The 20,659-nt window shown below is 64.9% G+C and carries 17 protein-coding genes and 3 pseudogenes; 15 read left to right on the forward strand and 5 right to left on the reverse strand.

What is annotated here, in order from left to right:
- The first annotated feature begins 46 nt into the window (after positions 1–46).
- From ptsP to ABIC35_RS14800, 7 genes are all read left to right on the forward strand, one after another.
- Entirely contained in the window at positions 47–2,323 is a 2,277-nt protein-coding gene (gene ptsP / locus ABIC35_RS14770) for a phosphoenolpyruvate--protein phosphotransferase (RefSeq protein WP_121073018.1), read from the forward strand.
- 111 nt (positions 2,324–2,434) lie between these two features.
- The gene (locus tag ABIC35_RS14775) at positions 2,435–3,373 is read left to right on the forward strand and encodes a helix-turn-helix domain-containing protein (RefSeq protein WP_121073020.1); all 939 of its coding nucleotides are present in this window, start codon (positions 2,435–2,437) and stop codon (positions 3,371–3,373) included.
- 82 nt (positions 3,374–3,455) lie between these two features.
- Positions 3,456–4,361: a hypothetical protein gene (locus tag ABIC35_RS14780; protein ID WP_121073022.1), complete on the forward strand. Its 906-nt coding sequence runs from the start codon at positions 3,456–3,458 to the stop codon at positions 4,359–4,361.
- A complete protein-coding gene (gene tilS / locus ABIC35_RS14785) occupies positions 4,339–5,352 on the forward strand; it encodes a tRNA lysidine(34) synthetase TilS (protein WP_183049282.1) in 1,014 nt (337 codons plus the stop codon). Before ABIC35_RS14780 ends, tilS begins: the two co-directional genes overlap by 23 nt.
- A gap of 68 nt (positions 5,353–5,420) precedes the next feature.
- Positions 5,421–7,382: an ATP-dependent zinc metalloprotease FtsH gene (gene ftsH, locus ABIC35_RS14790; protein WP_121073026.1), complete on the forward strand. Its 1,962-nt coding sequence runs from the start codon at positions 5,421–5,423 to the stop codon at positions 7,380–7,382.
- Between the two features lie 75 nt (positions 7,383–7,457).
- Positions 7,458–7,826 (forward strand): hypothetical protein, encoded by a 369-nt coding sequence (locus ABIC35_RS14795; RefSeq protein WP_121073028.1) that lies wholly within the window; start codon positions 7,458–7,460, stop codon positions 7,824–7,826.
- A gap of 127 nt (positions 7,827–7,953) precedes the next feature.
- Positions 7,954–8,445 (forward strand): hypothetical protein, encoded by a 492-nt coding sequence (locus ABIC35_RS14800; protein WP_121073030.1) that lies wholly within the window; start codon positions 7,954–7,956, stop codon positions 8,443–8,445.
- Between the two features lie 58 nt (positions 8,446–8,503).
- Here the strand turns inward: ABIC35_RS14800 and ABIC35_RS14805 are convergent, their stop codons facing one another.
- Complete coding sequence (locus ABIC35_RS14805) at positions 8,504–8,746, reverse strand: hypothetical protein (RefSeq protein ID WP_121073032.1); 243 nt, start codon at positions 8,744–8,746, stop codon at positions 8,504–8,506.
- Positions 8,747–9,003: 257 nt separating this feature from the next.
- Between ABIC35_RS14805 and ABIC35_RS14810 the strand changes: the two genes are divergently transcribed.
- A complete protein-coding gene (locus ABIC35_RS14810) occupies positions 9,004–9,906 on the forward strand; it encodes a manganese catalase family protein (protein WP_121073034.1) in 903 nt (300 codons plus the stop codon).
- A 43-nt stretch (positions 9,907–9,949) separates the two neighbouring features.
- On the opposite strand, the gene ABIC35_RS14815 is transcribed toward ABIC35_RS14810, so the two are convergent.
- Positions 9,950–11,065, reverse strand: a complete 1,116-nt coding sequence (locus ABIC35_RS14815) for a polysaccharide pyruvyl transferase family protein (protein ID WP_121073036.1) — start codon at positions 11,063–11,065, stop codon at positions 9,950–9,952.
- Between the two features lie 291 nt (positions 11,066–11,356).
- Here ABIC35_RS14815 and ABIC35_RS14820 point away from each other — a divergent pair, with 291 nt between their 5' ends.
- Positions 11,357–12,367, forward strand: coding sequence for an aldo/keto reductase (locus ABIC35_RS14820; RefSeq protein WP_121073038.1), 1,011 nt, complete (start codon positions 11,357–11,359; stop codon positions 12,365–12,367).
- A gap of 481 nt (positions 12,368–12,848) precedes the next feature.
- Here ABIC35_RS14820 and ABIC35_RS14825 read toward each other — a convergent pair whose 3' ends face one another.
- Both ABIC35_RS14825 and ABIC35_RS14830 read right to left on the reverse strand, forming a co-directional pair.
- Positions 12,849–14,078 carry a glycosyltransferase family 4 protein gene (locus tag ABIC35_RS14825; RefSeq protein WP_183049283.1) on the reverse strand — a complete coding sequence of 410 codons (1,230 nt, stop codon included), beginning with the start codon at positions 14,076–14,078 and terminating at the stop codon, positions 12,849–12,851.
- Between the two features lie 56 nt (positions 14,079–14,134).
- Entirely contained in the window at positions 14,135–15,247 is a 1,113-nt protein-coding gene (locus ABIC35_RS14830) for a glycosyltransferase family 4 protein (protein WP_121073042.1), read from the reverse strand.
- 192 nt (positions 15,248–15,439) lie between these two features.
- Here ABIC35_RS14830 and ABIC35_RS14835 point away from each other — a divergent pair.
- From ABIC35_RS14835 to ABIC35_RS14860, 5 genes and pseudogenes are all read left to right on the forward strand, one after another.
- Positions 15,440–15,577: pseudogene (locus tag ABIC35_RS14835) on the forward strand (IS3 family transposase); the annotation flags it as partial.
- Positions 15,554–15,715: a hypothetical protein gene (locus ABIC35_RS14840; RefSeq protein WP_183049508.1), complete on the forward strand. Its 162-nt coding sequence runs from the start codon at positions 15,554–15,556 to the stop codon at positions 15,713–15,715. The pseudogene ABIC35_RS14835 and the gene ABIC35_RS14840, both read left to right, overlap by 24 nt.
- A 98-nt stretch (positions 15,716–15,813) precedes the next feature.
- Positions 15,814–16,914 (forward strand): annotated as a pseudogene (locus tag ABIC35_RS14850) (IS3 family transposase).
- Positions 16,915–17,019: 105 nt separating this feature from the next.
- A complete protein-coding gene (gene gmd, locus ABIC35_RS14855; RefSeq protein WP_121073044.1) occupies positions 17,020–18,057 on the forward strand; it encodes a GDP-mannose 4,6-dehydratase in 1,038 nt (345 codons plus the stop codon).
- A gap of 269 nt (positions 18,058–18,326) precedes the next feature.
- Positions 18,327–18,626 (forward strand): annotated as a pseudogene (locus tag ABIC35_RS14860) (integrase core domain-containing protein); the annotation flags it as partial.
- Positions 18,627–18,643: 17 nt separating this feature from the next.
- On the opposite strand, the gene ABIC35_RS14865 reads toward ABIC35_RS14860, so the two are convergent.
- On the reverse strand, positions 18,644–19,288 hold the full coding sequence (locus tag ABIC35_RS14865; protein ID WP_121073046.1) for a DUF4214 domain-containing protein: 645 nt from the start codon (positions 19,286–19,288) through the stop codon (positions 18,644–18,646).
- A gap of 111 nt (positions 19,289–19,399) precedes the next feature.
- On the opposite strand from ABIC35_RS14865, the gene ABIC35_RS14870 reads away from it, so the two are divergent.
- Positions 19,400–20,641: a glycosyltransferase gene (locus ABIC35_RS14870; RefSeq protein WP_121073048.1), complete on the forward strand. Its 1,242-nt coding sequence runs from the start codon at positions 19,400–19,402 to the stop codon at positions 20,639–20,641.
- The last annotated feature ends 18 nt before the right edge of the window (positions 20,642–20,659 follow it).

Genomic DNA, 20,659 nt, shown 5'->3' on the forward strand with positions numbered 1-20,659 from the left:
CGCACCCGGCTTGGCGCGGGTGCGCACAATCTGTTACCGCTGAAGCATGGCCTTGACCGCAGCCGCCTCCGCCCGGGAAATCCTCACCCGCCTGCACGACCTGATGGCGAAACGGCTGCCGGTCCAGTCGAAGCTCAATTCTGTCGCCAACATCATCGGCGAGGCGCTGCACAGCGAGGTCTGCTCGATCTATCTGCTGCGCGAAGGCGTGCTCGAGCTGTTCGCCACGCGCGGCCTGGCGCAGGAGGCGGTGCACGTCACCAAGCTCGGGCTGGGCGAAGGGCTGGTCGGCACGATCGCCGCGCATGTCGAAACGCTCAACCTCGACGAGGCGACCAGCCACCCCAATTTCGTCCATAACCCGGAGACGGGCGAAGACCGCTTCCACAGCTTCGCCGGCGTGCCTATCATCCGGCGCGAGCGGGCGGTGGGTGTGCTTGCCGTGCAGCATGTCGATCCCCGGCGCTATGCCGATATCGAGATCGAGGCGCTGCAGACCGTGGCGATGGTGCTTTCCGAGCTGATCGCCAATGCCGAGCTGATCGATGCGGCGGGCGGCACCTCCACCCGGCTTCAGCCGACCGCGGCGGGCACGATCCGCGGCTTCCGGCTGGTGGAGGGGATGGCGCGCGGCGTCGCGGTGTTCCACCAGCCGCGCATCGTCATCGAGCACACCGTCGCCGAGGATACCGAGGCCGAGCGCCACCGCGTCTATGCCGCGTTCGACAAGATGCGCGAGCAGATCGACCGCATGACCAGCCAGGCCGAGTTCGGCGTCGGCGGGGAGCATGAGGAGATCCTCGCGACCTACAAGATGTTCGCCTATGACGAGGGCTGGAGCCGCCGCATCAACGAGGCGATCGATTCCGGCCTGACCGCCGAGGCGGCGATCGAGCGCGTCCAGCAGCGCACCCGCCAGCGCATGCGCGAGATCGACGATCCGCTGCTCCGCGACCGGATGCACGATCTGGAGGATCTCTCCAACCGGCTGCTGCGCATCGTCTCGGGCCAGCTCGGCACCGCCGCGCAATTGGGGCTGCGGCAGGATTCGATCCTGATCGCGCGAAACCTGGGGCCGGCCGAACTGCTCGAATATGATCGGCGGCGGCTGAAGGGCGTGGTACTCGAGGAAGGTTCGCTGACCGCGCACGTCACCATCGTCGCCCGCGCCATGGGCGTGCCGGTGCTGGGGCGCGTCCGCGAGATCCGCCGCGAGGTGGCCGAGGGCGATTTGCTGCTGCTCGATGTGGGCGAGGAAAGCGTGTTCGTCCGCCCTTCGCTCGCCATGGAGGAAGCGTTCGAGGCCAAGCTTGCGCTCAGCCAGAAGCGGCGTGCGGCCTTCGCCCAGCTCAAGAACGTGCCGCCGGTGACCAAGGACGGGCACCGCGTGACGCTGATGGTCAATGCCGGGCTGCGCGACGATGTGTCCGCGCTCGACCTGACGGGCGCCGACGGCATCGGGCTGTTCCGCACCGAATTCCAGTTCCTCGTCTCCGCCACCCTGCCGCAGCGCGAGGCGCAGCGCCGGCTTTATCGCGACGTGCTGGAAGCCGCGGGCGACCGGCCGGTGGTGTTCCGCACCGTCGACATCGGCGGCGACAAGGCGCTGCCCTATCTCAACCATGACGAGGATGGCGAGGAAGAGAATCCCGCCATGGGCTGGCGCGCGCTGCGCCTCGCGCTCGATCGCGACGGCCTGATGAAGGCGCAGGCGCGCGCGCTGATCGAGGCGGCGGCGGGGCGGACGCTCAACGTGATGTTCCCGATGGTCTCCGAGCCCTGGGAGTTCGACGAGGCGCGTGCGCTGTTCGAGGCGCAGCATGCCTGGCTCGCCGCGCGCGGGCGCAAGATGCCGACCGAGATCCGCTACGGCGCGATGCTGGAGGTGCCGGCGCTGGCCGAGGTGCTCGACCTGTTGCTGCCCAAGCTGCAGTTCCTGTCGATCGGCACCAACGACCTTACCCAGTTCCTGTTCGCCGCCGATCGCGCCCACCCCAAGCTGGCGTTGCGCTACGACTGGCTGAGCCCGGCGATCCTGCGCTTCCTCAAGCGGGTGAGCGACCAGGCGCGCGCAGCGAACGTGCCGGTGGCGGTGTGCGGCGAAATGGGCGGTCGCCCGCTCGAGGCGCTGGCGCTGATCGGGCTCGGTATCGACCGGCTGTCGATCACTCCGGCGGCGGTGGGGCCGATCAAGGCGATGCTGCGCGGGCTCGATCGCGGCGCGGTAATGGCGGCGATGGACGAGATGCTGCGGCATCCCGAGGCACCCCTGCGCGACGTGCTGACCCAGTGGGCCGAGGCACAGGGCGTCGAACTGGCCTGACCATCCACCGGAATGATTTCCTCCCGGCGTTGACAGCAACATGGCCGGGAGGGCATCCCCTGCAGCATAAGGCGGGCGTTCCAGGGTCTAACGCGTTCGCCGGAGGATAGAATGCAAGGCGACACGCCCGAAGAATTCACCCCGTCCACCACGCGTCCCGGCGATCGGCTCCGCGCTGCGCGTGAAGCATTGGGGCTGGATCTCCCCGAGATCGCGGCGCGCACCCGCATTCCGCAGCGCCACCTCGAAGCGATCGAGCAGGGCAGCTATTCGGGGCTGCCGTCGATCACCTATGCCAGCGGCTTCGCCAAGGCCTATGCCCGCGCGGTCAACGTTGACGAGGTGTCGATCGCACAGGACGTCCGCGCCGAGCTCGGCCAGATCGAGCGGCCTGCGATCACCCCCGAATATCCACTGCAGGAGCCGTCGCGCGCCGCGCCCGGCGGGATCGTCTGGTTCGGCGTGATCGTGGCGCTGGTGATCGTCGCCGGCATCGGCATCTGGTACGGCACCGACTGGTTCCGTGGCGGCAGCGCGTCGCAGGGCGACAGCCTCGTCCAGCAGCTCGGACCGACGCCGACCCCCACGGCCGCAGCCCCCGCGCCGACCCCGACGCCGACCGTGCCCGCCGTTGAGCACGTCACCCTCGTCGCGCGCGGTCCGGCCTGGATCCGCATCACCGACGCGACCGGCAAGAAGCTCGCCGAGAAGGAACTGACCGCCGGCGAGCGCTACGACGTGCCCGACGATGCCGATCATCCGCGTATCCGCACCGGGCGCCCGGACCAGCTGCAGGTGCTGCTCAACGGCAGCGAAGTCGCGCCGCTCGGCACCGAGGTGAAGGTGGTGGAGGCGGAGCTGACGTCCGCGGCGCTACGGGCTCGCGGCCAGCCCGGTGCGACCCCGTCGCCGACGCCGGACGCGACCGTCGGCGCGACCCCGCTGCGCGAACGCCCGCTGCGTCGCCGCAGCACGCCGCGCACGGACAGCACCGACACGACCGCCGCGCCTGCGGCCACCACGCCGGCGGGTGACACGCCCAACCCCTGAGGGGGTGGCGCAAGCCGGCGCCGCTTGGCTATAGCGGCGCCACGCCTCCGTTCCCCGGGAGGCGCGTAAGGATTGATCGACGATGCGTATTGCTCTCGCAGCGGCACTGGCCTTTGCCGCATTCGGCTTCAACGGCACCGCGATGGCGCAGGACGGCAATGTCGGCCAGCGCGTCGACAAGCTCGAGCGCGAGATGCGCGCGGTGCAGCGCAAGGTCTTCCCCGGCGGCGCCGGGATGACGGTGGAACCGCAGATCACTCAGCAGGTCGACAACACGCCGCCGGGCGTGCCGGCAACGACCCCGCTCGCCGACCTGACCGAACGCGTCGCGGCGCTGGAAAGCCAGATCCAGACGATGACCGGCCAGATCGAGCAGAACCAGTATCGCATGCGCCAGCTCGAAGAGGCGTTTGGCGCCTACAAGGCCGCCACCGACGCGCGGGTCAAGGCGCTCGAAACTCCGCCGCAGCCGGTCGCCGATGCGATGCCGACCGACGGCGCCGTCGCCGCTTCGGGCGATTCCGCATCCGCTCCGGCCCAGCCCTCGGGCGATCGCCCCGCCAAGGTCGCCGCGGTGGGTAAGCCGAGCACCGGCGATGCGGGCGAGGACCTGTATCTCTATGGCTTCCGCCTGTGGCAGGCCAAGCTCTACCCGGAAGCCGCCAAGGCGCTGGAGCAGTACAAGGTCAAGTACCCGACCGGCAAGCGCGCCAGCTTCGCGCGCAACCTGCTCGGCCGCGCCTATCTCGACGACAACAAGCCGAGCCTCGCGGCGGTGGCGCTGTACGAGAACTACACCAAGGACCCCAATGGCGAGCGCGCGCCGGACAGCCTCTATTATCTGGCGCAGGCGCTGGTGAAGCTGAACAAGCCGTCGGGCGAGGTCTGCAAGGTCTATGACGAGCTGAACAAGGTCTATGGCCCCGGGCTCTCGGCCGAAATGCGCGCGGGCGTCGCCAAGGGCCGTGCGGATCAGCGCTGCAAGTGACGCGTCGCTGATCGACGCGTTCGCGGGCGCGGACGTCGCCCGCTTCCTCGCCGACTGGCGCGAGGTAGCCGGGCAGACGCCCAGCGCCCATGCTCCGGTCGGCGTTGCCGTTTCAGGGGGGACGGACAGCCTGGCGCTGCTGCTGCTCGCCCGCGCGGCCTTTCCCGGTGCCGTCGTCGCCGCCACGGTCGATCACGGGCTGCGCGCGGAATCAGCGGACGAAGCAACCTCCGTCGGCATGCTCTGCGCGCGGATCGGCGTGCCCCATGCGATCCTGCCGCCGCGGCCCGAGATGCTGGCCGGCGGCAATCTCCAGGATCGCGCGCGAGCGATGCGCTACCGCTGTCTCGCCGACTGGGCGATCGACGCTGGCGCCCCCTGGGTCGCGGTGGCACACCAGCAGGACGACCTCGCCGAAACCTTCCTCCTCCGCGCCCGGCGCGGGGCAGGGCTGGGCGGACTCGCCGCGATGCTGCCCTGCCGGCCGCTGCGCACTGGCGCGTCGACCTTGTTGGTCCGCCCGCTGCTCGGCTGGTCGCGGGCCGAACTGGCGGCGCGGGTCCACGCCGCCGGCATCGAACCCGTCGAGGACCCTTCCAACCGCCACCCCCGCTTCGACCGCAGCCGGGTCCGCCGCCTGCTCGCCGAAACGCCGGAACTGCCGCCCGCGCGCCTGGCCCTTGCCGCCACCAACCTGCGCGATGCCGAGGCGGCGCTGGACTGGGTGGCCGATCGCGAATGGGCCGCACGTGCCGGAGTTGACGCTCACAAGGTTACGCTCGACCTCGCCGATCTCCCTCGCGAACTTCGTCGCCGCCTCGTCGCCCGCGCGCTCAAAACGGTGGCCGATGCCCCGCCCCCGCGCGGTTCCGGGCTTGACCGGCTGATCGCCGCGGTGGATGCCGGTAGGGTGGCGACCTTGGCCGGAGTCGTGGTGCGACCGGGGCCCCGCTGGCAGTTCGCGCCGGCGCCCCCGCATCGATCACCATGATCGACGTTGTTCCATTGTCATTGACGCCGCCGCGCCTATCTTAGGGCTTGAAAGGTACCGGGTACACGATGAGCGATAACGGCAAGCAGCAGGGTCCGGAAAACGGGGGCAACAACCCCTGGATGAAGAGCCTGCTCATCTGGGTGGGTATTCTCGCAGCCCTGGCGCTGTTCGTCACCTTGTTCGACACCCGCACCGCGCAGCCCACGGGCAATGCGATTCCCTATTCAACCTTCCTCGACAAGGTGCAGTCGGGCGACGTGAAGGACGTCAACATCGCGGTCGGCTCCGGGGTGATCACCGGATCGACGAGCGAGGGCAAGTTCCGCACGAACAACCCGGGCGATCCCAAGCTGGTCGAGACGCTGCGCTCGAAGGGCGTGGTGATCAACGCGCGTCCGGAAGATTCGCCGTCGATCTGGCAGTATATCCTCGTCCAGTCGCTGCCCTTCCTGCTGTTCCTCGGCATCGCCTTCTTCGTGCTGCGCCAGATGCAGAAGAATTCGGGCTCCGGCGCGATGGGCTTCGGCAAGAGCCGCGCCCGCCTGCTGACGCAGAAGGAAGGCAAGGTCACCTTCGACGACGTCGCCGGCATCGACGAGGCGCGCGAGGAGCTGCAGGAGATCGTCGAGTTCCTCAAGGACCCGTCGAAGTTCGCACGCTTGGGCGGCAAGATCCCCAAGGGCGCGCTGCTGGTCGGCTCGCCGGGTACCGGCAAGACGCTGCTCGCCCGCGCGATTGCCGGCGAGGCGGGTGTGCCCTTCTTCACCATTTCGGGTTCGGACTTCGTCGAGATGTTCGTCGGCGTCGGCGCGAGCCGCGTGCGCGACATGTTCGAGCAGGCCAAGAAGTCGGCGCCGTGCATCGTCTTCATCGACGAAATCGACGCGGTCGGCCGTTCGCGCGGCGCGGGTCTGGGCAACCAGAATGACGAGCGCGAGCAGACGCTGAACCAGCTGCTGGTCGAAATGGACGGCTTCGAGGCAAACGAAGGCATCATTATCGTCGCCGCGACCAATCGCCCCGACGTGCTCGATCCGGCGCTGCTGCGACCGGGCCGCTTCGATCGCCAGGTGCAGGTGCCGCGCCCCGATATCGAGGGCCGCGTAAAGATTCTGCAGGTCCATATGAAGAAGGTGCCGATCGCACCGGACGTCGACGCCCGCGTCATTGCGCGCGGCACGCCGGGCTTCTCGGGTGCGGATCTCGCCAACCTCGTCAACGAGGCGGCGCTGCTCGCGGCTCGTCGCGGCAAGCGGCTGGTGGCTGCGCAGGAATTCGACGACGCCCGCGACAAGGTGCTGATGGGCGCCGAGCGCCGCTCGATGGTGATGACCGACGACGAGAAGCGGATGACCGCCTATCACGAAGCCGGCCATGCCCTGGTGTTCGCGCACGAGCCCACCGCCGATCCGATCCACAAGGCGACGATCATCCCGCGCGGCTTCGCGCTGGGCATGGTGCAGCCGCTGCCGGAGCGCGATTCGTACAGCTATCACCGCGACAAGATGCACGCCGATATCGCCGTGGCCTTTGGCGGCCGCGTCGCCGAGGAACTGATCTTCGGCTATGACAAGGTGAGCTCGGGCGCCTCGAACGACATCATGCAGGCGACCCGTCTCGCCCGCGCGATGGTTACGAAGTGGGGCCTGTCGGACAATCTCGGCCCGCTCGACTTCTCGGAGAGCGAGGACAGCTTCACCGGCTATTCGGTGCAGCGCTCCAAGCCGATGTCGGACGAGACCGCGCGGCTGATCGATGCCGAGGTGAAGGCCTTCGTCGAGAAGGGTCTCAACCGCGCGCGGCAGATCCTGGGCGACCATACCGACCAGCTCCACACCATCGCGCAGGCGCTGCTCGAGTACGAGACGCTGACCGGCGAGGAGATCAAGAAGCTGATTGCCGGCGAGACGCTGGATCGCGGCGACCCCACCGGCATGCCGGGCATGCCCGCGGTGGGCGGCACCTCGATCCCCAAGACGCGCAAGCTCAAGGATCCGTTCGGCAACCCGGCGCCCCAGGGGGCCTGAGCGGTCTGGCATTGCCAGGTTCAGCTTCGCACCGATAGAACGCTCCCGGGAACCCCTCCCGGGAGCGTTTTTCCTATGCGACGACTGTTTCTGGCGGCCGGTGGACTGATGCTCGTGGCGGTGCCCGCCCAGGCGATGAGCGTGGCCGAGTTTCTCGCCAAGGTGAACGCGCTCAAGGCCAAGGGGGCGATGGCGATGTTCTCGTCGGATATCGGGGTGCTCAAGCAGGAGATCGAAGGCGCGTCGACCGCCTATCGCGGCGACCTCGCCGCCGCGGCTGCGGCGGGCAAGACGCCTAGCAGCTGCCCGCCGCCCAAGGGGCAGGCGAAGATGAGCAGCAATGATCTGATTGCGGCGTTCGAGAAGATCCCGCCGACGCAGCGGGGCATCAGCGTGAAGGCGGCGTTCGCTGCGATGATGCAGCAGCGCTTCCCCTGTAAGTGATTCTTTAAACATAGGATAATATTGACGAAATTGTCGGAACGGCCGTTGCTTGCAGGCGGTTGGTTGGTCGCCGTCCGGCACCGCAATGCCGGGCGCATCGATCACACGAAGCGCAAGGAGCGGACCGATGGACTATCGCAAGCTGGGATTTGGACTGGGCGTTTTCTCGATCGGGCTCGGCATCGCCGAACTCGCCGCGTCGAAGCGGATCGCGCGGGGGCTGTCGGCGGAAGACCATGACGGCGTGGTGCGCGCGTTCGGCGCGCGCGAGCTGCTGGCGGGTGCGGCGCTGCTCTCGGGACCGGCGCATAGCGTCCGCGTGTGGAACCGGGTGGCGGGCGACGCGATGGACATCGCCGCGCTCGGTCTCGCCGCGCGGCGGGCACCGCAGAACAAGGCGGTTTGGGGCGCGATCGCCTTCGTCGCGGCGGCAACGGCGATCGACATCGTGACCGCGATCGGGCTGGATCGCACCACGGGCAAGACGCTGCCGGTGGGGCAGGAGGAGGAAGCGAATGCCGACAGCCCGGCATCTGCGGAAACGCCACCGGCGATCGAAGGCAAGGCCACGTCAATCGAGCCGGGCGGTGCCCAGGCGCTCACGCCAGCGATGGGGTGACTTCTCTCCCCCTCCCGGAAGCGGGAGGGGGAAAAAGAAGGCAGGAGGTGGGTACGTCCTACTCCCCCTTGGTCGTCGCATTCGGGTTCGGACCGCCTTCGTAGTTGATATGGCTCTGCCCGCCATGGCCCATCAGGTGGCCGGGGCCTTCCTTCTCCGCCTTTTCCGGATAGGGGTTCGGATAGGCGCCGCCTTCGCTTTCCCCTTTGGACTTGCCATGGGTATCGACGTCGGAGACGCCGTCGGGCGCGCCCTTGCGCGCATCACCGCCGCTTGCCTGCATCGGCTGTTTGTCGCTCATTCGCCAAGCTCCTGATTTTCGCTGCTTCTTCCCAGGTCAACGAAGCGACTCGGGCGCGCGTTCCGCTGATCGCCTGCGTCGTTCAGTACGGTCAAGGCAGCTATGTTGAAGAAGCCGGAACGAGCCGCACAGTCATTGACGCGGCGGCGCTCAGTTGATGCACGTTAAGTGCAAATAATCGATCAATGAATAAGTATCTGAACCATGTGCAGGGCCATCCGCTCTCTTCCCGTACGCAATGCGCAAGGAGAGACTGCATGTTCATGCACAACAAACGCCTGCAATATACCGTACGCGTCGCCGAGCCCAACCCGGTGCTCGCCTCGCTGATGCTCGAGCAGTTCGGCGGGCCGGACGGCGAACTGGCCGCGGCGATGCGCTACTTCACGCAAGGGCTGGCCGAGGACGATCCCGGCCGCAAGGACCTGCTGCTCGACATCGCCACCGAGGAACTGAGCCATCTTGAAGTGATCGGATCGATCGTCGCGATGCTCAACAAGGGCGTGAAGGCGCATATCTCCGAAGGCGATATGGAAGAGGCCGAGCTGTACATGTCGCTCACGCAGGGCGGCAACAGTCATACCCAGGCGATTCTCTATGGCGGCGGCCCGGCGCTGACCAACTCGGCGGGCGTGCCGTGGACGGCGGCCTATGTCGATAGCCGGGGCGACCCGACCTGTGATCTGCGCTCGAACATCGCCGCGGAGAGCCGCGCCAAGATCGTCTATGAGCGGCTGATCAACATCACCGACGATGCCGGCATCAAGGACGCGCTCAAGTTCCTGATGACGCGCGAGGTGGCGCACCAGAAGTCGTTCGAGAAGGCGCTCTATTCGATCGAGGACAATTTCCCGCCGGGCAAGCTGCCGGGCGTGCCGGAATATTCGAGCATGTACGTCAACACCTCGCAGGGCGAGGGCGACATGCGCGGTCCGTGGAACGACGGGCCAGAATGGGACCGCGTCGACGATCTCCAGCAGACGCTGCCCGCCGACAATGGCGACGGCATGCCGACGGTGACGCTGGGCTCGGCCGATACTGCCGCGCTGACCCAGCTGGCGGAGCGGACCAAATCCGATCCCTCGACCAACCCGACGACCGGTGCCGATCTCGCCGCCGGCCCGGGCGCGGGGCGGACCAAGAGCGACGTGGACGCCTGAACGCGCTTCCCGGCCGGGCTTCTGCTCGGCCGGGAAAGGTCCGTCAGCCTAGTACCTTGTCCAGATAGGCGTTCGACTGGTCGCGCATCGCCTCGATCCTGCCCCCGATCGCAGCGTCGAGCGGCACGTCGAGGATGGCGCCGAGGTCGATTGGCGCACCGGGCACCAGCAAATGCTGCTCGGCGCCGAGCAACTCGGCCAGGTCGCGCACCTTGTTCATCCGGTCGAGCGCGGGCGCACAGGCGAAGGGCGTGTCGTTGAGCAATGCGAACACGCAGCCATGGAAGAAGTTGGTCAGCACCGCCTGCGCTCCGGCCATCGCCGCAGCGAAGTCGTGCGGGCCCGCGTCGAGCCATTGTTCGTCCGCCCAGTCGTTGCGATAGCCGATGCTGATCAGCCGGACGCCGCGTGGGCCTGCCCAGTTACGGGCGGCGGCGGCGAAATCCTCTGGCAGGTCCATGCCATAGACCAGCGCGTAGCGACCCTCTGGCACCGGCGTCGCAGCATCGGGCTGCGGCGGGAATTGCAGGCAGGGATCGAGCACCACGACCGGGGCCTTGCCGATCGCCTGAGTCACCAGCTGCCGGCTGTTGGCATCGCGCACCGCGATATTGTCGAAGCGGCGCAGCTGGTCCTGCCAATAGGGGTCCAGCCCGGCATCGGCATCATAGCTGCCGAAGCTGGCGGCATAGGCGGCGACGCATTCTGCGTTGAGCCCCTGGCCGAAGAAGATCGAGGCGCCGCCATACCAGGGGTGGCGCAGGTTCCAAACCTCGTCGCTGCCGACCAGCACGGTATCGACATGCGGCATCTCGATCGGATCGACCAGGTCGAAGCCGGGCGACAGCGGCAGCGCATCGAACGCACAGAGGAATTTGCGAAGCTTGGCGCCGTAGTGGCGGCGGTCCTCGGCGCTGGTGCGCGCCGGCAGCATCGGCTGCAGCGCCTTCCGCCACTCCGCGCGGGTGACGCGGGGGGATTCATGATCGAGCAACATCACCCGGTGGCCGCGCGCATGCACGCCCTCCGCCAGGCAACGCGCCTGCCAATAGGAGCCGTAATTGATGCAGCGATGAAAGGTGAGGATGCCGACGCTGCGCGTATCGCTGCGCAGGTCGTAGAGAAGCGTCGAAGAATCGTCGGTACCGGGCAGCCTCATGCGCGCGCGCACCCGATGCCGAAAACGGCCGCAGCCATGTGCTGTCCTCCCTCTGGTTTTGCCTTGAACGTGGGGGAGGGCGTGCGGTTGCGCGCTAAGCCTAAAAATTGAAGGTTAACGTCATCTTGGGAGCGCCCTGCCGCAATGGCGAACAGCGCGGTTCCTCGCCGGATGCCGTGTTAGCTCGAACCGACAGCTGGAAATTCGGCGCCCTTTCGTGGCAACTGGGCAGACTGCGGCCTCGTTTCCGCCGACGAGACCGCAAGAACTAGACAGGATGCCGCGCCGACCATGACTGCTCTGCCCACCCGCCAGCTCGGCCCCTTCACGGTTTCCGCCATCGGGCTGGGCTGCATGAACCTCAGCCACGCCTATCTGCCTCGCCCCGACGCTGCCGATGCGGAGCGTCTGCTGCTCCATGCGCTGAATGCGGGCGTGACCTTCCTCGATACCGCGGCGTTGTACGGATTCGGCGCGAACGAGGAACTGCTCGGGCGCACCGTGATGCAGAGGCGCGCGGCGTTCACGCTGGCGAGCAAGTGCGTGCTGGGCGGATCGGACGGCAAGCGCGGGATCGACGGCAGCCCGGCGGCGATCACCCGGACGCTGGAAGAGTCGCTGCGGCGGCTGAACACCGAACATATCGACCTCTATTACATGCACCGTCTCGATCGGAACGTGCCGATCGAGGAATCCGTCGGCGCCCTGGCTCGGGCGGTCGAAGCTGGCAAGATCGGCGCGATCGGACTGTCGGAAATGTCGGCGGCGACGCTGCGGCGGGCGCATGCCGCCCATCCGATCGCGGCGATGCAGAGCGAGTATTCACCCTGGACACGCAACCCGGAAATCGCGGTACTGGATGCCTGCGCCGAGCTGGGCGTGGGGTTCGTAGCCTTTTCGCCGGTGGGGCGGGGACTGCTCGCCGGCAGAGTGGACGCAAAGGGCGTACCGGAAGGGGACCTGCGCGCAGACATGCCGCGCTTCCAGGGCGATAATCTCGAGCGGAACCTGGCGATGGCCGCGCGTTTGCGCGCGATTGCCGAGGCAGCGGGCTGCAGCATGGCGCAGCTCTGCATGGCGTGGGGCCTGTCGCGCCGCGACTTCATCGTACCGATCCCGGGAACGACCCGGATCGAGCATCTCGACGAGCTGCTCGCCACTTTCGCGCGTCCGGTCCCGCCGGATGCGCTGGCGGCGGTGGATGTGCTGTTTCCGCCCAATGCCGCGGCAGGCCCCCGCTATGCCAACGCGGCGCAGGCACAGGTGGATACCGAGTTGTGGGACAACGAGCCGCTCGACTGAGGTGCAATCGTTCCAGCATCCGCGCGGCCGCCGAGCGGAAGGCAGAAGACGCGGCGTCGCCGGCTAGGTCGAGGCGGTACCGCTCGCTCCGAACAGCGCGAGATTGTAGCGGTAGAAGCGGTTGCGATTTGCCATTCGCCAGATGTCCCTTCGACGAACAGCGCGTCGCCGCCTGCCAAGATGGCCTCGAAACGCGCGGTGTCGGTCTCGATCAGTCCGCTCGGGCACGCGGCGGGCTGGAAGCCCTTCCAAAATGCCGCGCACCTCGATCGTCCCGGTGATCGCTGTGGCAGGTGTTGGCGAACGATCATTTCTGTTGGTCAGGCCCTGGCTGGGGCACGCGCGATGGCTTTGACTTCATGCACCGTCAGCTCACTCTCATGTCGAAAGCCTCGACATCGATGTGCTCGCGCTCCCGCTCAAACAGGGCGAGGGTTGCAGCGGCGATCAAAGGGCAATCGGGCCGCAGGGCATCGCACCATCATTCACGCGTGGCGACAGCAAAGTCGTGCCCCAGCAAGCCTAGTATCGTGTCGGCAGTTTCCCGCCATCGCGGGAGAGGTGCCGCCGAAGCAGATGCCCGCAATGCAGTACTGTCGCGCACGGTCTCGGCGATCGCGTCGGCCACTTGGCTGGGACTTGCGTCCGCAGGAAAGTACCGCAGACCGTATCGGGCATGAACGCGGAAGGCCGGAATATCGCGGGCCAAAACCGGACAACCTCGCGCAACCGCTTCCAAAACCGGCAGGCCGAACCCCTCGCCATAGGACGCAGCAACTAAGGTGCTCGCGCAATCGTATAATCGCGCCAGACCCGTGTCGTCCAAGGTCGGCAGCCAATGCAACCGACGGCGGAAATCGGTGTGGGTCAAGATACGTTGCTGCAGCGCCTGGGTCTTCCACCCGCTGCCGCCTACGATAACCAGCGTTGCATCGAAGCCCCGGCCCCACAACAATTCGAACGCGTCCAGAAGCAAGCCATAGCCTTTGCGCGGTTCGAGGGTGCCGACCGCCAATACGACGTCCTTGGCACGGATCACGGTAGTCGGAGCCAGTTCCTCTGCCGGCTGCTCCCCGGCGGGCAGAATGTCGAAACCCATCGGCATGACCTCGATGGCGACCTCATCGCGCAGCGCGAATCTTTGCGTCAGCACTGTCCGCAATTCGTCTGCGACGTGTGGCGAAATACAGATATAGCCGTCCGCCAGCTTGGCGGTGGCGACCAGCCACCAGCGGAAGCGTACGGCGACCTTGGCCGAGAAATATTGCGGGCTCTGCAGCGGCAACAAGTCGTAAACGACGAACCAGAAGCGCGTGCCGTGCCGCTTGTATCGAAGCAATTGCCTAACCTGTTGGCGAACCGCGTCAAACGAAAGGTCCAGCCCGAGAAAGACGTCGCCGGGTCGCGGGCTCATGATCACGTCCGGCGTAACGTCGGCGGCGGGCCAAGCGGTATGACGAAAGGCCCCGCGGTCGTACCGGACTGCCTGAATGTCCTGGCCGCGCGGCAGGGATCGCATCTCGGTCACGGTCGATCGCACGACTCGCTGAATGCCCGAGCGCGCATCGTGGCGTGCAATGGTCGTAAGATCGACCAGAAGACGCCCTGACGGCTCGGCCTGTGTCGAAACGCCATGGTCGACGCGGCGGGCCGATGCGATGCGCCACCGTTCCAGCCAGTGCGGCGACAGAACCGGCAGCAGAAAACGCACTATCGACCAGACCATCCCGCCCCAATCCCCGAAATTGAACCTCCGCCAAACTAGGTCTAGGCGACCAGGTCATTACACATGCGGTACACGTCGACGGTTTTTTCGATACACCGTGCCCAGCTGTAGTGCGCCGCCACCGCCATTCCGGCGCGTATCGCGCCGTCCCGCCAGATGTCATCCTTCAACGCCCGCTCGATGCCGATGCTGAGACGATCGATGTCGTCCGGGTCGATCATCATCGCGGCGCCGCGGGTTACCTCGGGCAGGCAAGATCGATCGGACACGATCGTCGGGATGCCGCAGGCCATCGCTTCGATCGGCGGGAGGCCAAAGCCTTCGTAGATCGAGGGGTAAAGGAAAAGGCGCGCGCCGGCATAAATCGTCGGGAGATCCGCGTCGGCAACGCGTCCCAGCATGAGCAACCGGCCCTTGCGTTGCTCATCCTCGATCAGCACGTGCAAGCGGTCATTCGACCAGCCCTTTGCGCCAACCAGCACAAGCGGAATATCCTTCCCGGTCCGGTCGCAATAGAGCGCATGAGCAAGGATCGCAGCCTCAATGCGCTTGCGCGGCTCGAAGGTAGCGACCGACAGGATGTAATCGCCAACCGGACGCCCAAAAAGGCGCAACAGGTCTCGCTCCAGCGCTTCCCTGGTTTGCGGCCGAAAGCGTTCGGAAACCCCCAGATGGATCGTGCTCACCTTTGCGGCCGGATAGGAAAGATGCGCGATTAGATCGCGCCGAGTGGCGTCGGAATCGGTGATGACGTGCGCAGCCCGATCTAGCGAACGTTCGAAATTCTTCTCGAAATCGCGGATTCGTTCGATGGGATGGGTTTCGGGATGTAGATAGATCGAGAGGTCGTGAACCGTGATGACGCCAGTTTCTGCCTGCACCGGAAGAAAATAATTGGTCCCGTGCATCAGGCGCCCCTTGAACCCCTGGCGAGCGCGCCGTCGCCGTACGACACGGGGGATCAATCGCGAGGCGCGTCGACGCGCCTCGCCAGTAAGCAGCCCGCCCGGGTCGGCATGCCAATGATCACTCAGAAAATACGTCAGCTCGTCGATCGCAGGGTGCCCCGCCAGACCTTGGCACAATTGCCAGGTGTAGCGCCCGATACCCGTGAGACTTGGCGACAGAGGATCGACCGTTATGCCAAGCAACATGCCTATGCCCCGATCGTTCGCCGCGGCATTTCGTCGCGTGGAGGCACATCGCACACGCCGGTCACGCGTTCGAATTTCTTGCAATATTCCTGCAACAGCTTGACTTTATTGGCTCGGGTGAATGTGCGGTTGATGTCTATCTCGTACGTTGCAATTCGACAAGCCATGGCGATGATCGCGCACTCCAGAAGCGCACTTGCGGCCGAACGGCGCTGGTCGATGGACTTCGTCGCCGATACCTTCGGTGCCTAGCGGCGACTGCGCATCCTGGCAATCAACGACGATTGCTGCCGCGAAAGCTCGTGCGTGGCGAGCGATACCGGTATCTCCGACGTGCTGCAACTCGCGCGCGGGACAACCCGGCGCAAGCTGGCAGCTTGGCGCTACGCCTCCATGCTGCCAGCTCCCGCCCCCGGCACGCTTGTGCCGGCGCGCACGCCCGAATATCAAACCAGCGGCCTCTCGTGATGCTCCGGACCGACGGGGGTAGGACGCCCAGATTGGAGATGACCTGCTCCCCAGAAATCTCGCGATTGATACGTTAGCTTGTCAGTTGAAGAAGAGTGATGCGGCGAAGCCGATTGACCGAGGATCCGATCATTGAAGTGCTGCGGGAGCATGAGGCCAGCGTGAAGACCGCCGACCTGCCGGAAGCACGGGATCAGCGATGCGGCCCTTTACACCTGGCAGTCGAAATGCGGGGGCCGGACGGTTTCCGACGCCGCGCGGTTGCGGGCAATGGAGGACGAGAACCGTCGGCTGAAGAAGCTATTGGCGGAGTCGATGCTCGACTTTTCGGCGTTGAAGAACTTGCTGGGAAAAACTGACGCGGTCTGCGGATCGCTACGCTGCGTTGGAGAAGCTGATGGCCGATCACGGTGTCTCCGGGCGTCGCGCCTGCAGGCTGGTCGGGGTCAATCGGTCGGCGTGGCAATATGAGCCGCTTCGCGGGAAGGCCGATGCTGTCCGCGAGCGGATGCGCGAGCGCGCGAACGAGCGTCATCGCTTCGGCTACCGGCGGCTGGCGAGCCTGCTGCGACGTGATGGCAAGCTGAAGAAGGTGTACCGGCTGTATCGAGATGAGCGACTGACGGTGCGCAAGCGTGGCGGCCGCAAGCGGGCGCTCGGCATGCGGGTGCCGATGGCGCCGCCGCAGGAACGCAACCAGCGCTGGTCGCTCGCCTTCGTGTCGGACGCGTTGGCCTGCGGCGGGCGGTGGCGCATGCTGAACGTCATCGACGATCATGATCGGCAATGTCTGGCCTGTATCGTCGACACGTCGCTCTCGGGCCGGCGGATCGTTCCTGAACTGAGCGCCATTGCCGAGCGTAGAGGGCTGCCGCGCATGGTAGGCAGCGACAATGGCACGGAGCTGACCAGCCACGCCGTCCTTGTCTCGCGCCAGGACACCGGGGTCGAGTGGCATTACATCGCGCGGGGCAAGCCGCTGCAGAACGGCTCCGTCGAAAGCTTCAATGATCGCTTGGGGGACAAGTGCCTGAACGGGCACCTGTTCCCATCGCTGGCCGCAGCAAGACGGATCATCGCGGCATGGCGGACAAATGACAACACCGTGCGTCCGCCATGCCGCCTTGGCACCCGCCGAGTTTACGAACCGCCCCCGCCAAGGGCATAGGGACACCGAAGCGAAGTTATCGGCGGCCTGAAAACGGGGAGCAGAGCAGAGACTGCCGCGGGTTCATACCAAATTCTCTGGTTATCGGCGCGCAACGTCACTATCGCGCGATGCCACATCATCAAGGGACGAAACTATGTCAAAAACCGCCATCGTTACGGGAATCAGCGGCCAGGATGGCGCATATCTGGCGGAAAATCTGTTGAGCAGCGGCTACACCGTCTACGGCACATATCGGCGGACCAGCTCGGTCAATTTCTGGCGGATCGACGAGCTCGGCATCACCAACCATCCCAATCTCAAGCTCGTGGAATACGACCTGACAGATATGGGTTCGGCCATCCGACTGATCGAAGCGTCGGAGGCAACCGAGATCTATAATCTCGCCGCGCAGAGCTTTGTTGGTGTCTCGTTCGATCAACCGATCGCTACAGGTCAGATTACCGGCCTAGGAGCCGCCTATCTTCTGGAGGCGATCCGCACCGTCAATCGCGACATCCGCTTCTACCAGGCATCAACGTCCGAAATGTTCGGCAAGGTTCAGGCGATCCCGCAGACCGAGGATACCCCTTTCTACCCGCGCAGCCCTTATGGCGTGGCGAAGCTTTATGCGCATTGGCTGACCGTCAACTATCGCGAGAGTTTCGGAATTTTTGGAACTAGCGGCATTTTATTCAATCACGAATCCCCGTTGCGCGGGCGTGAGTTCGTGACGCGCAAGATTACCGACACTGTCGCTAAGATCGCGCAAGGCAAGGCCGAACTGCTCGAACTCGGCAATCTCGATGCCAAGCGAGACTGGGGCTATGCCAAGGATTATGTCGAAGGCATGCGATTGATGCTCCAGCACGACGTTGCAGACACCTACGTCCTGGCGACCAACCGCACCGAGCCCGTCCGCCGCTTCGTCGAGCTCGCTTTTGCGCACGTTGGGATTGAACTCGATTGGTCGGGCAAGGAAGAAAACGAGAAAGGGATCGACCGTAAAAGCGGTAAGACGCTCGTGCGCGTCAATCCCGCCTTTTACCGTCCGGCAGAGGTCGATCTGTTGATCGGGGACGCCGGCAAGGCTGAACGGGAGCTGGGCTGGACACCAAAGGTCAAGCTGGAGGAGCTTGCGCAGCTGATGATGGAAGCCGACATGCGCCGCAACACTGCAGGGTGGTCGTTCTAATTTGACGCCCGGCCAGCTTTTTAGCCTGGTTTGAGCGAAAGGTCCCGGCCCTGTGGGCCTGCCCGCAAGGCGCCGGGACATGAAGAAATCGCGGCACACGGAAACAGCTGGCCGCGGATCTGAATCTGGACAAGCATGTCCTGCAGGATGTTCTGGCAAAAATGCCCTGACACCTGGACGGCGCCGCGAGAGCGTTGCGCACGTCCAGGTGTCTCAAAATGTGGGCGCACGGCGCGGATCTCGTTGATCGCGGGGGCGCAGGGCGCCGTCGCGTGGACAACGAACCGGCGTCCATCTCGAAGGCACTCGACCGCTCGGCGTACGAGAACGGCGTCACGCTGGACTTCAGCCGGCCGGGCAAACCCACCGACAACGCCTTCGTGGAATCGTTTAATGGCCGCTTGCGCGACGAGTGGCTGAACGCGCACTGGTTTCTGTCGCTGGCCGATGCCCGGGCCAAGATCGAGGCCTGGCGCCGGGACTATAGCAAGAGCCGTCCTCACACATCGCCTGGCTGGCTGACGCCGGTCGAATATGCTGCAGCCGCGGCCAAGATCGTCGCCGAATGAACCCCGGATACTCACGCTCAGGCTGGATGAGAAACCGGGGGGCCCTCATGCGGCAAAGCGGGCTTGGTTTCGCACAGCATGACCAAGGTCCTTATCAATCCGGTGGCCTGCGCAGGCGGAATGACGCTTCCGGAAGGGAAGATGGGCGGCAGTGCCCATGCGCATCCCCGGTCAGCGAGGCGGATAGCGATCAATTCCTGAAGTAGCAGAACGATTTCTTCCGATACTCCCTGCGCCTGAATTGGAGCGTTACGGGAAAAATAAGTCTTGCTTTCAGGAGAATTCAGCAGGTCACGTAGCAGGCCAAATTCATCCTGCTGTCCGATACGTAAGGCGTTTGCATGATACTTCATGCCATCGGCATCCGGTGATCGCCCGAGGGCAAGTTCATAAGCCTCGGTGACAATTTCTTCAAAATTGGCCGAGAGGCGAGTCCGTTGCGCAATAAAAGCCGAAACGTTTTGTCGAACTGCAATACCTTCCTCGGACTCGAGCAAATGCTTGAGCAGCGAAAACCTATCAATACGACCACTGACAAGCGCTTCTACGTGCGCCTTCAAACCCAGTTCATCAGGCTCCCGCACCAATATCATGCGATAAGCGTCGGCAACCAATTGCTCTGCCTCCGCTCTTTTTATACGACGTTTGATCCAATTCTTCATCTGACGTCACCACCTTAGGAGCGCTGCCAGCGGCCGCGGTTACGGAACCTATGCGTAGGTTCTTTTAGGTTGTCCACATACGCTGGTCGGCGGCGTGAGAAGTTTCTGCGGATGCCGCTTGACCGTAAAATTGCTGTCCTGCACCAGCGCCAGATGCGCGTTCTCTATTTCACCGTCACGCCACTCGGGGATGAAGGAAACGGAGGTAGCATCTGTTGCCGCAACCATGTCCGGCGGCTCGCCGAAGACGACGACATCGAATTGGTTGCGATGGTGGCAGGATCGTTCGCTGCCGAAGCAGCGACGATGCAGTTCTTCGCGTCGCTCGGCGTGACGGCATATTATCAGCCCTATTACGTCGATCGATACTATCCGGAAGGCAAATCCCTTCGGGCGCTGGCAACCTTCGCCTGGAAAATGCTGTTTCAATTTCCTTGGGAAACGCAGAGGCTCAATCAGCACCACGTGAGCGATGGCGTCGATTGGGCCATCCGAGCCCATAAGATCGATACGATCATCATCGACTATCATCCGAGCGCGTTGTTTCTGAAGCTGCCGCGAAGCGATGTCCGCACGGTCCTGATCGGACTCAACCGCGAGGGCGATTTCTACGCCGACATGATCAAGCTGGGGATGAGTCATCACGGCCGCCTGGCAGCGAAGATCAGCCTGTTCCGCGCACGTCTCTTCGAGCGACGCAAGAATTCGGAGGTCGACAAAGTTGTCGTGATCGGCGAGCCCGATGCCCCCAGATATCCGCTCCGATCGACGCCGGTCTGCATCACACCCTACCTCGACCCAAAGCCAGAGAAATGGTCTATTCAGCCCGGGAAAAGGCTCTTTTTCGTGGGGAACATCGCCCATTATCCAAATCGGTTGGCCATCGAATGGATCGCGCAGCAGTTCGCCCCGCAGCTGCTGACGCTTTGCCCCGCCGCGCGGATCTCCATCGTCGGCGCGAGACCTGACCAGCTCCCCTCGAACGTCCCCAACATCGACTGCCTCGGGCCTGCGGACGCAGAAACCGTGCAGGCGCTGTTTCTATCGGAGAACATAATGCTGTGCCCGATAGAGAACGACTACGGGGTCAAGTTCAAGGCGGTGGAGGCTCTGTCCTACGGCACGCCGTTGCTCGCGTCTCGACAGACGCATCTCGGGCTGCCGCAGCTGGAAGGCCATGGTGCTATCGATCTGGAAGACCCTGCGGCGGCAGCGCGGATCGCTGCAGACTTGCTCCAGAATCCGCATGCGCTTTTTGCGTTTCAGGTGGCACAGCAAATGCGGCAAAGTCGCTTCATCGAGAGTCAAAAGAACATCTGGTCGAAAACGATCGCCACGATCCCGCTAAAATAGCACGATGCGGTGAGTTGC

It is taken from the genome of Sphingomonas trueperi (assembly GCF_040545965.1).
Taxonomy (GTDB): Bacteria; Pseudomonadota; Alphaproteobacteria; order Sphingomonadales; family Sphingomonadaceae; genus Sphingomonas; species Sphingomonas trueperi_C.

Bases quoted from the DNA above. Each gene is read 5' to 3' on its own strand.
- ptsP (WP_121073018.1), top strand. From the start codon at position 47: ATGGCCTTGACCGCAGCCGCCTCCGCCCGGGAAATCCTCACCCGCCTG.
- ABIC35_RS14775 (WP_121073020.1), top strand. From the start codon at position 2,435: ATGCAAGGCGACACGCCCGAAGAATTCACCCCGTCCACCACGCGTCCC.
- ABIC35_RS14780 (WP_121073022.1), top strand. From the start codon at position 3,456: ATGCGTATTGCTCTCGCAGCGGCACTGGCCTTTGCCGCATTCGGCTTC.
- ftsH (WP_121073026.1), top strand. From the start codon at position 5,421: ATGAGCGATAACGGCAAGCAGCAGGGTCCGGAAAACGGGGGCAACAAC.
- ABIC35_RS14795 (WP_121073028.1), top strand. From the start codon at position 7,458: ATGCGACGACTGTTTCTGGCGGCCGGTGGACTGATGCTCGTGGCGGTG.
- ABIC35_RS14800 (WP_121073030.1), top strand. From the start codon at position 7,954: ATGGACTATCGCAAGCTGGGATTTGGACTGGGCGTTTTCTCGATCGGG.
- ABIC35_RS14805 (WP_121073032.1), bottom strand. From the start codon at position 8,746: ATGAGCGACAAACAGCCGATGCAGGCAAGCGGCGGTGATGCGCGCAAG.
- ABIC35_RS14810 (WP_121073034.1), top strand. From the start codon at position 9,004: ATGTTCATGCACAACAAACGCCTGCAATATACCGTACGCGTCGCCGAG.
- ABIC35_RS14815 (WP_121073036.1), bottom strand. From the start codon at position 11,065: ATGAGGCTGCCCGGTACCGACGATTCTTCGACGCTTCTCTACGACCTG.
- ABIC35_RS14820 (WP_121073038.1), top strand. From the start codon at position 11,357: ATGACTGCTCTGCCCACCCGCCAGCTCGGCCCCTTCACGGTTTCCGCC.
- ABIC35_RS14830 (WP_121073042.1), bottom strand. From the start codon at position 15,247: ATGTTGCTTGGCATAACGGTCGATCCTCTGTCGCCAAGTCTCACGGGT.
- gmd (WP_121073044.1), top strand. From the start codon at position 17,020: ATGTCAAAAACCGCCATCGTTACGGGAATCAGCGGCCAGGATGGCGCA.
- ABIC35_RS14865 (WP_121073046.1), bottom strand. From the start codon at position 19,288: ATGAAGAATTGGATCAAACGTCGTATAAAAAGAGCGGAGGCAGAGCAA.
- ABIC35_RS14870 (WP_121073048.1), top strand. From the start codon at position 19,400: ATGCCGCTTGACCGTAAAATTGCTGTCCTGCACCAGCGCCAGATGCGC.